13 protein-coding genes and 1 tRNA gene are annotated in these 16,210 nt (G+C 47.2%); 4 read left to right on the top strand and 10 right to left on the bottom strand.

Features of this window, described 5'->3' with window-relative positions; genetic code table 11:
• Positions 1–77: 77 nt before the first annotated feature.
• On the top strand, positions 78–1,241 hold the full coding sequence (locus CWI73_RS11810; RefSeq protein ID WP_126752974.1) for a flagellar assembly protein FlgT: 1,164 nt from the start codon (positions 78–80) through the stop codon (positions 1,239–1,241).
• Between the two features lie 41 nt (positions 1,242–1,282).
• A tRNA-Arg gene (locus CWI73_RS11815) sits at positions 1,283–1,356 on the top strand.
• Between the two features lie 9 nt (positions 1,357–1,365).
• Here the strand turns inward: CWI73_RS11815 and CWI73_RS11820 are convergent.
• Genes CWI73_RS11820 through CWI73_RS11850 form a run of 7 tightly spaced genes read right to left on the bottom strand, consistent with a single transcriptional unit; the run spans position 1,366 to position 10,629 of the window.
• The gene (locus CWI73_RS11820) at positions 1,366–2,163 is read right to left on the bottom strand and encodes a sterol desaturase family protein (RefSeq protein WP_126752975.1); all 798 of its coding nucleotides are present in this window, start codon (positions 2,161–2,163) and stop codon (positions 1,366–1,368) included.
• Positions 2,156–2,782 (bottom strand): CDP-alcohol phosphatidyltransferase family protein, encoded by a 627-nt coding sequence (locus CWI73_RS11825; protein ID WP_126752976.1) that lies wholly within the window; start codon positions 2,780–2,782, stop codon positions 2,156–2,158. Before CWI73_RS11825 ends, CWI73_RS11820 begins: the two co-directional genes overlap by 8 nt.
• Positions 2,775–3,437 carry an ATP-binding cassette domain-containing protein gene (locus CWI73_RS11830; RefSeq protein WP_126752977.1) on the bottom strand — a complete coding sequence of 221 codons (663 nt, stop codon included), beginning with the start codon at positions 3,435–3,437 and terminating at the stop codon, positions 2,775–2,777. Before CWI73_RS11830 ends, CWI73_RS11825 begins: the two co-directional genes overlap by 8 nt.
• Positions 3,421–5,076: an ABC transporter permease gene (locus CWI73_RS11835; RefSeq protein WP_126752978.1), complete on the bottom strand. Its 1,656-nt coding sequence runs from the start codon at positions 5,074–5,076 to the stop codon at positions 3,421–3,423. Before CWI73_RS11835 ends, CWI73_RS11830 begins: the two co-directional genes overlap by 17 nt.
• Positions 5,055–6,161, bottom strand: a complete 1,107-nt coding sequence (locus CWI73_RS11840) for an ABC transporter substrate-binding protein (RefSeq protein ID WP_126752979.1) — start codon at positions 6,159–6,161, stop codon at positions 5,055–5,057. Before CWI73_RS11840 ends, CWI73_RS11835 begins: the two co-directional genes overlap by 22 nt.
• A 1-nt stretch (position 6,162) precedes the next feature.
• Positions 6,163–8,304, bottom strand: a complete 2,142-nt coding sequence (gene lpdA, locus CWI73_RS11845) for a dihydrolipoyl dehydrogenase (protein WP_126752980.1) — start codon at positions 8,302–8,304, stop codon at positions 6,163–6,165.
• 9 nt (positions 8,305–8,313) lie between these two features.
• Positions 8,314–10,629 (bottom strand): TonB-dependent receptor, encoded by a 2,316-nt coding sequence (locus CWI73_RS11850; protein WP_126752981.1) that lies wholly within the window; start codon positions 10,627–10,629, stop codon positions 8,314–8,316.
• A 151-nt stretch (positions 10,630–10,780) separates the two neighbouring features.
• On the opposite strand from CWI73_RS11850, the gene CWI73_RS11855 reads away from it, so the two are divergent.
• Together CWI73_RS11855 and CWI73_RS11860 are read left to right on the top strand one after the other, a co-directional pair.
• On the top strand, positions 10,781–11,503 hold the full coding sequence (locus CWI73_RS11855) for a DUF1499 domain-containing protein (protein ID WP_126752982.1): 723 nt from the start codon (positions 10,781–10,783) through the stop codon (positions 11,501–11,503).
• Between the two features lie 124 nt (positions 11,504–11,627).
• Positions 11,628–12,941 (top strand): ATP-binding protein, encoded by a 1,314-nt coding sequence (locus tag CWI73_RS11860; RefSeq protein ID WP_126752983.1) that lies wholly within the window; start codon positions 11,628–11,630, stop codon positions 12,939–12,941.
• 18 nt (positions 12,942–12,959) lie between these two features.
• On the opposite strand, the gene CWI73_RS11865 is transcribed toward CWI73_RS11860, so the two are convergent.
• The 3 genes from CWI73_RS11865 to CWI73_RS11875 all read right to left on the bottom strand — a co-directional run bounded on the left by CWI73_RS11865 (position 12,960) and on the right by CWI73_RS11875 (position 16,209).
• Positions 12,960–13,544 carry a FlgO family outer membrane protein gene (locus tag CWI73_RS11865; RefSeq protein WP_126752984.1) on the bottom strand — a complete coding sequence of 195 codons (585 nt, stop codon included), beginning with the start codon at positions 13,542–13,544 and terminating at the stop codon, positions 12,960–12,962.
• 24 nt (positions 13,545–13,568) lie between these two features.
• Complete coding sequence (locus CWI73_RS11870) at positions 13,569–14,129, bottom strand: FlgO family outer membrane protein (protein WP_126752985.1); 561 nt, start codon at positions 14,127–14,129, stop codon at positions 13,569–13,571.
• A gap of 130 nt (positions 14,130–14,259) precedes the next feature.
• The gene (locus tag CWI73_RS11875; protein WP_126752986.1) at positions 14,260–16,209 is read right to left on the bottom strand and encodes an alpha/beta hydrolase family protein; all 1,950 of its coding nucleotides are present in this window, start codon (positions 16,207–16,209) and stop codon (positions 14,260–14,262) included.
• Position 16,210 lies beyond the last annotated feature (1 nt).

The following is a 16,210-nucleotide window of genomic DNA, read 5'->3' on the forward strand; positions in this document are numbered from 1 at the left end:
TTCTTGCAGTTTATTTCAGAGAAAGCCACAAAGACCGACAATAAATCGACACTTTGGATAAGACTGGGATACGACACATGAACTGGAAGACCTTGCTTTTACTCGCGTCACTTATTTTTCTTGCGTTTCCAAGCGACGCCCGCTGGATTGAAGCTCAGGGTACGGCGCGTATTGTTAACGGTGATGTCGAAAAGGCACGCCAGCAAGCCATTGAAAACGCTCTTCAGCAAGCCCTACTCTCCTCCGGTGGCAGCATCAGCAGTATTCAACAGGTTGTTGATGGCGTATTAAGTAACACAGAAACCCAGTGGACTAGCCGTGGTAATGTAGACCAAGTCAGTATTGTTCGTGAAGAAGTTCGGGATGATCGTGTCGTGGTTCTACTACGTGCTGATATCTGGAACCGTGAAGGCGACTGCACTCGCAGCAGCTACAAAAACTCCGTCACTATTGTGCCGTTTGAGCTTCGTGATCGAGCCCATGGCACCTGGGGGCAAATTTGGGACATTGGCGAAGTTGCTGCTGAGCGCTTTTCCCGAACACTGGGCGGTGTTGGCAGCCAAATTCATATTGCGCATACCTTGCAGCGTCACGCCGGTCTAAACAACGCTTTAAGTGGTCTGAACCTTGAAGAGTTAGGTCGTATGGCTCGGAGTTTGGGGCTGGCTAATGACAGTCAGTTTGTGGTGTTCGGGTTGTTTGACGATCTGGCAATGATGAATACAGATTCGGGCTGGTTATGGTCGTCAACACCCGACAGACATTATGCATTGACCCTTTATTTACTGGATGCCAGCACTGGGCAGCTAGTGACTCGCGCACGTGTTGAAGACACTCAACCGTGGACCTTTGACCGCTCGGCAACAGTCGATGTAGCTACCGCAAACTTCTGGGACGAACCTTTTGGAGCAGCTCTCGACAGCGGTTTAGAAGACCTTGCCGGTGGCGTTAAAGAAAAGCTTGTTTGTAAGCCAGTGCGCGGCCGGGTTGTTGCTGTTGATGAAAAGACCGTACAGTTTAATTTAGGCCAGCAACACGGCGTTAAAGTAGGCGACAAATTAAAGGTCCTGCACCCGAGCCACTTTACCGATGACCAGGGTCGTTTTCGCCAAAAATGGGAAGTCAGCCAGTTTGAAGTGGAAGTGCAACAAGTTCAGCAAAGCACAGCAGTGGCTCAGTTAACCGGCAGCAATATGCTGCATAATGTTCAAGTCAGAGACTGGGTTGTTCCCATTGACTAGGGGATGAAACCGCTTGCCGGTTCTGGCATAATTCGCGGCACGTCCCCGTAGCTCAGCTGGATAGAGCAATTGCCTCCTAAGCAATAGGTCGCAGGTTCGACTCCTGCCGGGGACGCAAGCCAACTCAGTTGCGAGTAAAAGGTATCTTCAGTACACCCCAAATTTTAGTTGTCACTGCCTGGTCACGGTATTCCTTCAGACCAATATCAATGTTGTCTGAGCCCGCTTTAGGTGCGGGAGTGAAACTTTTGAAGAGGTGGTCCCACCAACTCACACTAAACCCGTAATTACTGTTGGTTTCTTCTTTTTCGACACTGTGGTGAATGCGATGCAATTCTTGCGTAATTAGAATTTTTCGCACCGCTTTTTCTAACGGCTTGGGCAGGGCCACATTGCCATGGTTAAACAACGAACAGGCATTCAGAATAATTTCGAATATAATTACAGCTAATGCCGGAGCTCCCAGAGCAATAACCGCGGCCGCTTTAATGAAGAAACTCAAAATAATTTCTGCCGGATGGAAGCGCAGGCCTGTGGTTACATCAAAGTCCGGGTCCGCATGATGTACCCGATGCAGTCGCCATAACAAAGGCACCCGGTGAAACAGCCGGTGCTGCCAGTAAATAGCGATATCGAGCGCAATAATGCTTAATGCCACAACCAGCCAAAACGGCGCACCGCTCGCTATTGCGCTATGAAATACGCCCCAGCCGCTGTTTTCAGCCCATACCGCTACGCCAGTTAAACCAATGGGGGCGATAATTCTTAAAAGCACGGTATCAATAACCACAATGCCTAAGTTTGCCGGCCAGCGCTGCTTACGGCTGTAACGCGACCGCCGTTTAGGCGACGCATATTCCCACAACCCCATGAGAATAAGCACACCCACAAATACGCTCAGTCGCCAGGCTGTTTCAGACATGGTCAGCCGCTCCTTTTTTTAAGGTTCGGTAACCCGCCACAATCCGGGTTATTGCTGTTATCCAACAGGCCGCCGCAAAAATATACGCCAACACAGCAAAATGCTGAGGCCACAAGCAAAATGCGACAAACGCCAGTATGGTTTCAAAACCTTCCGTCAAACCGCCCATGTAGTGCAGTGACTTATTGGGGTAGGAAGGGTTCTCTATTCCCCGCTTCCCGGCTAAGCTGGCAAATGCCAAAAACGTAGACCCCGTACCCATAAAGGTCACCAGTAGCACCCCGGCTGCTACGGCGTTCTGCTCTGGAGATGCCAGTAAAAAACCAAACACCACCGCACTATAGAAAACAAAGTCGAGCACAATATCGATGTAACCGCCAGCATCGGTCAGTTGCGTTCTTCTGGCGACTGCCCCGTCCAAGCCGTCGGCCAGCCTATTTAGCAGTATCAGGATAAGCGCCAATGTGTAGTATTCAAACGCCAGCAACGGCACCGCCAGTAACCCAACAACAAAGCCTGCCACCGTTACCTGGTCCGCGGTCACGCCCAGCTTGATCAGCAACCGCGCCGGAATGTCCAGCAACGCTCGGGTTATCGGTAATAGTTTGGGATCAAGCATCGACTATCTCTTTGTTCTCGTTGACCATTATTATACGCCCGCTGGCATCGACTCGATCATGTGTCACCATCAGTGCAGGGATAGTCGCTGCTGCCAGCTGTTTGAAAGTCCAGTCACGAACTTCTGCCCGTAGCCCCGCATCAAGTGCTGAAAAGGGCTCATCCAACAACATCGCTTTCGGCTCTGCCAGCAACGCACAAAGCAACGCAATGCGCGAATACTGACCACCGCTAAGGTTATGTGGGTAGTCATCCCATTTTTCGTTAAGCGCCAAGTCATTCAACATTGCACGCGCTTTTTCTACTTGCTCGTTACGTTTGAGTATTGAGCGCGGCTTTTGCGCGAATAGGCAATTCTCGGCGACCGTCATATGTGGGAATAAGCCGCCTTTTTGAAACATCATACCTATTTGCCGTTGTGCTATCGACTGCTCACTAAGGTCTCTGCCATCCAGCATCAGTTCACCTTGGGTTGTGAAATCAGGCAAGAATTCACCGAGCACCCAACGCAATAACGTCGACTTCCCAACGCCGCTGGGGCCCATTAGCGTCACTACCTCCCCCGGTTGGATGCTGAGATTATTCAGTCGAAGCAGCAGCGTGTTTTGACTGTTTTCTGTTTGAGAGAATATAGCCAGATTACGAATGTTCAGCATAACGTTTCGCTTTTGAATGTGTACGTCTTAACTCTGTGTTCAATAGCGCTACGCCAATAAACACAATAAGTGGCAGTAACGATTGCAGTAACGCATAAAGACTGCCTATACGCCAATCACCGCCACTGGCGACGCTTACCGCTTCAGTGGTCAGTGTCGGTGTTAACCCCTGCCCAAGCCATTGGGTTGGCAAGTACTGCGCAATGCTGACCGCAAAAGCAATGGCGAAAGCCGTTGTTAGCGGCGCTTTCAACATAGGCAACATGACTTTCCACCAGGCTTGTCGTGCAGAGTAGCCCAAACTTTGGGCTTTTATCAGCCACTTGTCGTCAAATTGAGTATAGGCACCGTGTAACACTAAATACGCATAAGGCAATGTGTATACCGTATGTGACCAGGCGACCCACAGAACATTCCAGCCCTGAGTAAGGTGCTCACCAAGCAACATCTGCCAGCCAAGAACTAACGGCACTTGTGGAACGAACAAAGCAATTAGAACCCAGACGTTTAAGGAGCGTTTCTGTTTTTGTTCGCGTTGATGTTGAAGCAGCACGACCGCAAAAATAACACCCAATAAAGCACTGGTTAAGGCCAGCCAAAGGCTATTGAATGAAGGCTCCGTGAGGTAATGCCATTCGCTCTGCCAGTGGTTCAAACTCAGAGCTTCAGGCATGAGTGTCGGATAAAACCAACTTGATGCGAGACCTTGCAGTATGAGCACAACAATTATCGCGAGTGACAAAAAACCAAAGGTTATCCAAGTGATTTTTGCGGCTTTATCGGAAAATGTCGTTTTCGACCATTGTTTTCTTAGCGCTTTGGTAAGCGCCCACTTACGATACAAACCAGAATGCAAGCTATTAAGAAACAGCAGCAGTACCGCGATAACCATAAGGATCCAAGCGCCGGCGACTGCCTTACTTTGACTTTCCGGTGAAAACTGGAACGTCCATTCATAGACGCGCTGCGCCAGCAGCGCTTCGGTATTACTGCCCACCAACAGTGGAATGTCGACCACCGACAACGAATAAATAATAACGGCAGCCATAGGCAAGGTTAAGCGCTTTAGCAGCTCTGGCGTAACAATCCGCCACCACGCCTGCCGCTGACTGTAGCCGTAGCTTTGTGCCTGAGTCAGCCAGGAGCTGGCAGGCACTTGTTTGAGCTGAGCCGCTATCATCAGCAGCAAAAATGGCAGCTCTTTTAATACCAGGGCTACCATAACGGTAATCACGGATTTTTCCGGTAAGGGCCAGCCTTGCGGTGGAAAAGGTAACAGGCCGGTGACGCTCTCAACCAAACGAATAAGCCAGCCGGAAGGACTGAATAGCAGCATAAGTCCAACGGCAAACGCCACATGCGGTACCGACAATACTGGTGAAAGCAACTGTTGCAGTCTGGGGAGTTTCAATAACCCAAGCGCCAGCCACAACGCCAAATAGCAAGCCATTAACGGAGCCACAACAGCGACCAGTAGTGTCGACACTAAAGTCGCGCGCTCACTCAAAATAGTATAAACAGCGTTGTGGGTTAAGCCTGACTCGGCGCTAAAAGACGAAAGCAACAGCAGCAGTAATCCACCGCTGACAGGTAACACAATAAAGACAAACTTAATGGCTACTGATAACGCTCGGACCATTGCTGCTCCAAATACGCCTGCCAACTGGCGTGAAAGTCATCGGTTGACGGTAACAGCTCTGTCTGCTGACTGGCTTCTTGAGTTTGCAGTAATTGCGGCGCTAATACAGACGGGTCGCCCCAGCGGTTAGTATCTGCTTTGCGAAGCTGCGCTTGCACAGACAATAAAAACTCTATGACTTGCTTCGCGAGTTCTGGGTTCTGTGCTGTTTTGGGAACAGCTAAATAATGCGTGTTGGTCATAGCTCGGTCAGATAAAGTGTACCGTTTAACTCCGGCTGGCAAACGCCCCTGGTTGACCAAAGTTCTGTAGTCATTGGGATTAAAGCTTACCGCCATAACCAGCTGCCCATTCGCTAAATAGGACACCTGCTCACCGGCAGACGACGGAAAGTTACTGCCCTGCTGCCACAATAATGGGTGAAGCTTATCGAGGTAATTCCAGAGCGGTTGAATGATCTCTTCTGCATTAACGGACGCTACCGGTTGCTGAAATACTGACCGCCTCTCGGGGTAAAGCGACAGTAATAAGGACTTCAGAAATGTTGTGCCGTGAAACTCCGGCGGTTTTGGATAACTTATTCGACCTTTATAGTTCTGCGCGGCACGCATTAGCTCATGAGCACTCACTGCTTCGGTTTCAAACACACCAGGCCGGGCAATAAGGTTAAATTGACCTAGCCCCCAAGGAACTTCCAGTCCATTCACAGATTCTCCAAAGTCGGTTCGCCAATTGAGATCTGGGTTAATGTGCTGCATACCTTTAATATCGTCAACAATGGGCAGCAGAGCATTAGCTTTTTTTAGGGCGTGGAAATTCTCACCGTTAATCCAAATAATATCGGCATTGGAATAACCATTAATTAACTGCTTAACCACTTCCGAGGCGTCAGCAATTTTGTTGTGTCTAAGCTGAATATCTTCGGCTTTTAACTCCTGTTGCGCCCAGCGTAAGTAACTGTTTACTTGCGGTGAACCGCCCCAGGCATAAAAGTTCACTACCTCGGCTTTTGCCAGGGGTGTACCAAATAGAGTTGTGCCAAATAAAGTCAAAAGAACAAGAGTAATTAAAGCGAGTACCCGCATATTAACTCCGGCGCCAGCGATGGAACTTCTCCACCCATGCTAACAGCTTCTTCGGCGCATTGGCGCGTTTCCATTCGCCAGCCACATACTTATTAGCTTCGGCCAGTGTCGGATAACTGTGAATGGTACCCAGTATTTTATTCAGCCCAATGCCTTGTTTCATAGCCAATACGTATTCCGCTAAAAGCTCACCTGCCTGAGGCCCAACAATGTTTACACCTAATATTTCATCTTTGCCCGGTTTGGTTAGTACCTTCACTCGACCATAAGCACTGTCATCAGCAATGGCGCGATCGAGCTCACCTATATCGTACTCCGTCACTTCATACTCTTTATTCGCTTTTTTAGCCTGCTGCTCGGTTACCCCAACGTTAGCAACTTGCGGCGACGTATAGGTCACCCAGGGAATAACGGAATAATCAGCTCGGAAGGTTTTGAACGGGTCAAACAACGCATTAACTGACGCATACCAGGCTTGGTGCGACGCAACATGAGTAAACTGATAAGGGCCGGCGACATCGCCACAGGCATAGATATTCGGAAAGTTCGTTTGCAACAATTGGTTGGTGCTCACTGTTTTATTGGTTTGTACGCCGAGTTCTTCAAGTCCGAAACCGGAAATGTTGGGTTGGCGTCCGAGAGCTATAAGCACTTTGTCGAAGGCTATAGCCACCTCTTTATCGTTATGTTCAGCAATAAGAACAGATTCATTTCCTTTCTTCTCAAAACGTACGGCCTTGTGGTTTAACTTGATATCAATGCCTTCATGAGCCAGACGCTGCACTAATAACTCAGCCGTGTCTTCGTCTTCTGGTCCCATTAAGCGATCTGTCATTTCCACCTGCGTTACTTGGCTGCCTAGCCGCTGAAACGCTTGAGAAAGCTCACAACCAATAGGACCGCCGCCCAATACCAGCAAGCGTTTAGGCAGTTCTTCTAAGTCCCACAAGGTATCCGACGTTAAATAGCTGACTTTATCCAAGCCCTCAAAATTAGGGACTAAGGGTTTTGCCCCAGTAGCAATAATAATGCTGCGAGTGGTTATGCGTTTGGTTTCACCGTCAGCCGTTACTTCAACTTCCCATGGCGAAAGGATTTTTGCAGTGCCTTGTTCGACATTCACCCCAAGCTTGGTATAGCGCTCGACTGAGTCATGCGGCTCTATATCTTTAATGACTGACTGAACCTGATGCATCACCTGCTTAAAGTCGACACTCACCTCACCCACATTGATCCCTGCTTTGCCAGCGTTTCGAGCATTGTGCGCCAGCTCTGCAACATGCAGTAGCGCTTTCGACGGCACACAGCCGGTATTTAAACAGTCGCCGCCCATTTTATGCTTTTCAATCAGAGTCACTTTGGCTTTTACCGCCGCCGCTATGTAAGCACTGACTAATCCAGCCGAGCCCGCACCAATAACTACAAGATTATTGTCGAATGACTTCGGCTTTTTATAACCTTTAAACGCTTTACGACGTTTAAGCAGACTGAGAATAAATTTAGCAATAATTGGCATTATGCCCAGAAGCACAAAGGCACCAATTAAGTCAGCCGATACCACATCGCCTAAACTGTTGATTTGCGCTAACTGCGTACCGGCATTGATGTAGACTGCCGCGCCTAGCAGCATTCCCACCTGACTGACCCAGTAGTAAGTCCAGGCTTTTATCGGGGTAAGTCCCATAACCAGGTTAATGACAAAAAACGGGAAAATAGGCACTAGTCGTAGACTCAGAAGATAAAACGCGCCGTCTCTCTCAATACCGCGGTTTATTGCGTCAAGGCGCTCACCAAACTTATCCTGCACCCAGTCCCGGAGAATAAAGCGAGCACTTAAAAACGACAGAAACGCACCAAGCGAAGCGGCAAAGCTAGCCAACAACAAGCCCCAGCCAAAGCCGAAAATAGCACCAGCGCCAAGTGTTAATACAGTCGCTCCCGGCAAAGAAAGCGCCGTAGAAATAACGTAAATGGCGAAGTAAATGGCAAATACTTTGAACGGGTGCTCTGCAAAAAGTTGATTCAGTTGTTGCTGCTTTTCTTTAAGCACATCAAGCGATAAATACTGGGTTAAATCGAACGCAAATGCACTAATAAACAGCGCAACAATAACCAACAGCAACAACAGCTTTTTCAATGACATTTGTCTTCCTTAAAACTCATAATTAACACTCAAACGTGCATGTGCCGGTTGTGACGGAAAGGCCAGCGTTGCGCCAAAATAACCACCTTCAAATACTGGTGACCAGTTGTCTTGATCGGTCGCATTAAATACGTCTAACCGCACATTCAACTGCTGACTAAACCGGTAGCGAGTATTCAGATTTAATGTGTGCTGATCGCGAATAAAAACGGTCTGTAAGTAATCTAACGGATAATGTTTGGTATAGCTCAAATCTCCCCCAACAGACCATTTCTCCATAATACTCCAACCTGCAACTATGGACGCCTGTACTTCTGGTATTCCCTGCAATTGCTGATTCGACGCCGGGAATAACGTAAAGTTTGGTGAGCCTACGCCTGTACCTTCAATAATATCGGGACGCGAATTGTCAAACGCATCCGCCACCTGCCGGGTTCCCTGCGACGCTGCGGAGCCATCCCAACGCGCATCGATATAACTGGCTGCTAAAGTCACCCAGTAGCCAGCTTCACTTGCGTAATGCCACTGAGTTTCGACACCCTCCGTTCGAATACCCCTATTCGACCCATCGCGATTACGCAAGCTTCGTTTCTGGTCAAAAAGTACCGCATCCGCATACCAGCGCGCTCCGTCTGGTGCGTACTTCACGCCAACTTCATAAAGCGTGTTTTCAGTCGCGAAGTTCTGTGCATCAATTTCACCGGCAGTGTTTAATACCGTACCGCCGGCCATGGAATTCGAGGTTGAATCACTTTCATAAGCCGTTGCGTATAGCGTTAGCTCCGGCGTCCAGTCGTATTGCGTGGACAAACTTATGGCGCTTAACCAGTCATTGTAGGTATCGCTTTTAGCTTTTACACCTTGCGGGGCAATAGGGTCCTCAGCTTTAACATCATAATAGTCAGCTCTTACACCGCCGGTTACACGCCACTTGTCGGTCAGTTCCAGTTCATGCTGTGCGAAAACGCCCCACTGATAACTGGTCGAATTGGTAGTATCGGACAAGTTAAAGTCACCGGAACCGTCACCGTCTAAGTCATACTGGGCACCGGGTGACACAAACAGCCCCGGACGCAATTCTATCAGTCGCGCTTGCTGCCCCGGGTTTAACGGAATTCTGCGATTGTCCAGCGGACCTGTGAGGTCAATAGGGTTGTCCGCCTCGGTCGTAAATTGGCTATAACCCAGCACGTCGTTTATACGCAGGTTAACACCAACTACCGTCTTCTTGTTTATGTGCAGCTCGGTGCGGTTTTCAAAGGTATGTGCGTCGTCAATAATTTCAACAAAGCTGTTTTGATTAACACCCTCGCGGGTTAAATACTGATAATAAGTACGGTTCACCAAAACCAGTTCGTCATTTAGCCAATGCTGAAATTTCGCATGCAGAAGCGCTGTTTCTGCAGTGTTGGTATCAAGCGGATCGGTTAAGGTCGTACTACGGTCTATGCGTACTTCACCGGTTGGGCTAATCACCGCACCAGCCCCCGGAACGCGTGAGCCATTCGGTTGCACGCCCTGTCCGGTAATGTATAAGTTATTATCAATCAAATTTTGAGTCGGGCGGTTAATACCGGCGTTATCTGTCCATTCGACATCGTAATATTCCAGAGAAACATCCAGCTGTGTGTCGTCGTTTGGCGCTAACTTGTACGCTAACAAGACATCGTCACTGCGGTGATGGTGATAATCGTAAAAGCTGTCTTCGTCAACGTATTCGGCACTTATTCTTAGGCCCTGTTCGTCTTCTTTCAGCACCCAGTTATGGTCAATTTGAAAACGGTACTGACTCCACTGGCCTAGCTGCGCTTTTACCTGAGTGTCCATGTCATTCAGACGCGCTGTTTTCGGCTGCAAATTGACGAAACCACCAACGCGCTGCGAAGTCCCCAACATAACGGGCGGAGCGCCTTTAACAACCGCCATGCCTTCTATGGCATTAAACGACATAGGAATACCCAAGCCGTTATTACCTGCCTGACGACGCATACCCGCTTCATACAGCTCACCAAGCTGACCGCGCAACGTTGGCAATGAGGGATTCCCAAACCCCGCCGCCGCAAAGCTGTTTGGAGCGAATCGCGCAATGTCGTGTAAGTCATTAATCGCAGCTTCTTCCATTAACGACTCATTAATGACAGCAGCCGCACGCGGAATTTCCTGCAGGCTTTCTGCCAGACCGAAAAGACCTTCTGTCGAGTCCTCAGAAGGCAGCACAACCGATGAGGAATCGCGGCCAATCACCTCAATGATTTCGATTGGCTTTTCCTGAGCTGAAGCCTGAAAGACAACTAGCGGGAATGCGGCAAACCACCAGGTTTTCATCGGTTTTATCCTTGTTTTTATTATTAGCTAGATACTTCATGTTCACTACTACGAAGTTTACTACTTTTTCGTTTAACTAATATCGGTATTTGTTGACCCAAACCGAGGTTAGTGACGTAATAGCAGGCAACATTATTAAGAGGGTTTCGTTATGAAAGCGTTACACGGTTTGTTTATTCTTCTTGGTTTTCTGTCAGTTATATTACTGGCGGTGTCCGGACCTTTGTATAAAAGTGGTACAGCTGACTTAGGTACCGCATTCTTAATGCTGCGCTGGGCGCTTTATATTGGTGCTGCGACGTTCGTACTGAATATTATTTGGTATTTTATTCGTCGGCCTAAGGGGTTAGTCGCAGGTCTGAGCGGTTTAGCCATTGTTGCCGGGGTCATTTCTGTTTACATGCCGTTTAGCCAATATTTGAAGGCTCAAAGCGTGCCGCCTATTCACGATATTACCACCGACACACAAAACCCGCCGGAGTTTGTTGCTATTGCTCCACTTCGCGCTGATGCCCCTAACCCGGTTGAGTACGCCGGCGAAGAGACGGCAAAACAACAACTGAAAGCTTACCCTGAACTGACCACATACGAAGCATTGGTGTCACCTGCACAATTGTTCGAAGCGGCCCTGGAAGCTTCTAAAAGCATGGGTTGGGAAATGGTTGAAAGTTCCAAGACAGACGGTCGCATAGAAGCTACCGCAACAACCACTTGGTTTGGCTTTAAAGACGACGTAGTAATACGTATACGACCTACTGAAGACGGTAGTGAATTAGATATTCGCAGCAAGTCTCGCGTGGGCCGCAGCGACGTCGGTAAAAACGCCGAGCGCATTCGAGAATTTATGAGTGAGCTGGAAGCTCAATTGAAGTAACACTTTTAAGCGCACAAAAAAGTATACTTGCGCACTTTTATGCGCATAAAAGTGATAACACTTGCACTTTTATGCGCAATAAAGTGTAATATCAGCTAACTCTGAATATGTTAAGGGTCGCTGCATGAAACGAATACTCCTTGAGAAGCTGCTTTCGTGGAAAAACAAGTCACAACGAAAACCTCTACTCATCGATGGGGCTCGCCAAACCGGTAAAACCTATTTGCTGAAGGAGCTTTTGGGCCAACACTTTAAAAATGTTGTTCGTATCGACTTTTTAGAAACCCCTGAACTTGCGGATGCATTTGAGGACTCTTTAACTCCGGAAGATATACTGTCAAGTATCGAGCTCATAACGGGTAAGGAAATTAACAAAAATTCCGACTTACTTATTTTGGATGAAATTGGTGAGTGCCCTCGAGCCGTTACTTCACTCAAGTACTTTGCTGAAAAAACGCCAAATATGTTCGTCGCTGCCAGCGGATCCAATATCGGGTTATTAACGTCCTTCCCCGTAGGAAAAGTCGAACAATACAACCTGCAACCTTTAACCTTTCAGGAGTTTCTTTGGGCATCAGGAGAGGCGCCCTTAATCAAGGCCTTCGAAAAACAAGCAAACTCGACAGCCGCTCACAAGCAACTGTTCGATAAACTCACCGACTACTACTTCACTGGCGGCATGCCCGAAGTCGTATCCCGCTGGTTTGAAAATTCAGAAGAAAGCATCATTAGTAAAGCAGAAGCCGTTTCTGAGCTACACGATAACCTCTTTAATGGCTACTTACGTGACTTTGGTAAATATTCAGGAAAAACTAATGCGCAACTCATCGAATCAGTATTTAGCAGCATTCCAGCACAACTTTCAGCGGTGCGAGACGAATCAGTAAAGCGGTTTAAATTTAAAGACGTTTTTGACAAAAAGTCTCGTTATTCAGACTTCGAGAGCGCTATAAGTTGGTTGCACAAATGCCGGTTGGTATTAAAAAACTTTCCTATCGAGGGTCAAGCTAAGTCACCGTTGGCAGCTTACCTGAAAGAGAACCGAGTAAAACTTTTCTTGTTTGATGTTGGCTTACTCAACCACATGCTGAATACAGGCTACAAAGAAATAAAGCAACAAAGTTACCAATACAAAGGGTATATCGCTGAAAACTTTGTCGCGCAGGAGCTTTCAGCTTTAGGTATTGAGCCAAGCTTTTCATGGAGCGATGCCCGTTCAGAAATTGAGTTTTTGCTGAGCGACAGCCTTGGCAACATCATTCCTGTTGAAGTTAAAAGCGGCCACCGGACAAAAGCACGTTCCCTTCAGTCCTATATCAATAAGTGCCAACCAGAAAAAACACTAAAGCTGACAGGGACTCAAGGCTCACCCGCTACTGAGAAAAAGCACTTTGTTCTGCCTTTATATTTTACTCAGTATGTTACGAAGCTTTTGTAGTTTAACTCGCTTTAAAATTTAAGGCGCTTTTCTAATAACCGGCTTGCCGTGGTCTTCACTTAATTGATGAACCACGTGAGCCGGAATAAATACCTGAGCCACACTAGCAACATCTTTGGTGTTGATGTCGACCAAGCGAGCGTTTGCCATAATACCATCACGATGATGCGACAAAGTCCCCACCATCACATGCGTTATTGGCATGATCTCGTCAAGTTCCATATAGTCACGCGTTAACGCAAAGTCACCGTTCGGTGTAACGCGAATAAAGTCCGTTGTTTTGAAGTCCAATACACTCAGCTCGCGGCGATGCAACTCTTGCACTAATTGCTCAGACAGCACCTGGCTGAGAGCGGAGCTCTCATTGTACTGACCCGTTACACCGACAAGGTTGGTAATACCCACTTTAACACCACTGAGTCGAATACTAGCGTTATCAACCAGCTGTTCAGCAAGTTGGGCACTGTATTGTGCGCTGTAGGGCTGCGAATAAGTTTCGGGTGGCTGCTCTTTTGCTATCTGCTGTTTTGCTGGCAAGACAGTACAGGCCGAAACTAAACTTAACGCAGCTGCCGATATAAATACTTTACTTAATACATTCATAATGACTGTCCTATTCCTGCGTTCTTAATGGCGTTGTAGCCGACCATCAACCATTTCTGTTTGCTTATTGGGCCAATACAAGTGTTTCGGCACATAACGATTTGCCGCTGCCAGTACTTCTTGACTGCGGCGGTCAATGATACGCAAGTTCACAATGGCACCATCATCCTTACGCGACAACGTTCCGACTAAGACCCAGTCGAGTTTTGGCTGAGTTTCCAGCTCATCAACATTGCGTGTCATATTGGTTGAGCCGTCGGCCGTTAGCGTTACATAGTCCTGAGCTCTAAATTCAACGACATCCAGGTTACGCTCTTTAAGGTGTGCGTAGAGGCTTTCACTTAGCTGATGGCTTAGCTTGTACATTGAGTCGCCTTGTGGTGGAAGCTCTAACGTTTCCGCTAGCACCCAGCGCGTAACACCAATATTGGAATAACCGTAATGCTGGTTAACTCGCTGTAGTTGCTCCGCTAGCTGTTCTGCTAAGTCATCACCAATTTTTTCATGAGGGTTGCTGACGTGAGCTAATGCTGAGCTACTGAGCAGCAAAGCTATTATTGCAAAGAGAGTCGAGCGAAGAGCCATAAACGCACCTATATTCAAAACGCTGATGCTTTTTTATCGGCAGGTGTTGGGGAAGGTTTAGGGGAAATAAAAAGCCTGGCTCGGGATTAAGAGCCAAGCTTAATTAAACAACAGAAGTCGGGATTATATTTTAGTCTAGGTGTTTCTCAAAAAACTTAATAAGTTTAGGATATAACTCAAACTTATTCTCTTCTTTTTGAAAACCATGCCCTTCTTCTCGGACCAAGGTCTTATACTCAACACCATGCTTATCGAAAGCTTCCGTAAGCTGTTCAAAGTGGCTCATGGGTACTCGGACATCTTCACTGCCATGGACTAAAAACACAGGGACTTCTACCTTATCAGCTTGGTAGACCGGTGAGTTTTCACGTAACTCTGAATCATCGTTCCCGATAACTTCACGCAAATACTTTATTCCCGAATCTGAATCTGGAATATCTCCATCCTCATACATCAGCGGAAGAGAATATACTCCAACGTAGCCGACCGCACACTGATACAAATTAGGCTCACGAATAGCTCCCATCAAAGATGAGTAGCCTCCATAACTGCCCCCGTAAATACAGATTCTATCTTTGTCAGCATAGCCGTTCTCAATTGCCCAATGCGTTGCATCAGTTACGTCGTCCTGCATTTTACGACCCCACTCACCATATCCTGACTCAAGGAATTCTTTTCCGTAACCGCCTGATCCGCGAAAGTTGACTTGTAACACAGCAAACCCGTTAGCTGCGAAGTACTGATTTTCTGGATCAAACCCCCAATAATCCCTAACCCCATGGGGCCCACCATGAACTTTTACAATTAACGGTGCAGGCACGTCGCTTTCTTTGTTCGGCATCGTCAAATATCCATTAAGCTCTACACCATCTCGTGCGTTAAAGCTGATAGGCTGCATTTTCGCCATTTGGTTTGACTCTAGGCTCTCCAATCGCGCAGCGATAAACTTCGCTTCCAAAGTCTCGGTATCGAACAAATAAAATTCTCCGGGATTCACATCAGAGCTAATAGAAATAACTGCTTGCTTATGATCTTTTGTTGCGCTAGTAATAGTTACACGTTGACCAGCAAACGCTTTACTAATCGACTTCAACAGATCAGTTGTTTTACCATTTTCAATATACGAGCGAGCAAAGGTGTCCGGCACAAACTCAAAACCAATTACGTTACCGTCTAAGCCCATAACCGCGCTATTCACATCAGAATCTGATTCATTTGTTAGCTGTTCAATCGCTCTCGTTTTCGTATCAAACCTATAGACTTCCTGAACATCTGAATCCATGTCCGAAAAAATATACGTATACCGATTATCATTAGAAAAACCAGCAAAGCGCAGCGTATCCCCGGGCTTAAAGGAGTCAATGATCAATCGTTGCCAGCTATCGCCTTCGAATGGTTTAAAGTATAAATAAGAACTTCCTTGACCAAATTTATCGTCACTTGACTCTTCATACGAGTAGCCTAAGCGTAAATTACCCTCATTATCAGCAAACAACTGCTGTGAATTATCTGGCTGATCAGCAATATAGCGTATTTTCCCCGTATGAATATTAATAATATGAGACTTCGGCTGACCTTTATCACGCCAGAAGTAGCGGGCAATTAACACATGATCCGGATCGTTAGGTAACAAGCTTAAAAGTTCAAACCCCGCAACATCCCATGTGAAAATTTCTTTACGCAAACGCCCATCAGCATTTGCCGCATATAAATTCGGCGGCCCTTCACGGTCATCATACAAGCCCACTCGCGTCCGAGCTTGGAAGATAAATCGCTCATCAGTAACCCAATAAACTTCCGAGATACGTTTGTTCTCACCTACTTCAAAGCTGCTAATTGGCTTGTTCGTATCGCGGTCTATCACTACTAATCGGTCCCGATCGCCAGCATCAGAGTTAATTAAGTAATACGCACCAGTAGGGGAAATTTTAAGCTCTTTGTAAACGATGTTTGAAAAAAAGTCTTCTACATTTATATCGTTGGACCGAGGTTGTTGTTTTGAATTTACAACTGCAGGCATTAAGGCAAGAGATAGAAAAACTATCATACAGACCTTTATGATAACTCTAATAATCGTCATT

Source organism: Idiomarina piscisalsi (assembly GCF_003987095.1).
Classification (GTDB): Bacteria; Pseudomonadota; Gammaproteobacteria; order Enterobacterales; family Alteromonadaceae; genus Idiomarina; species Idiomarina piscisalsi.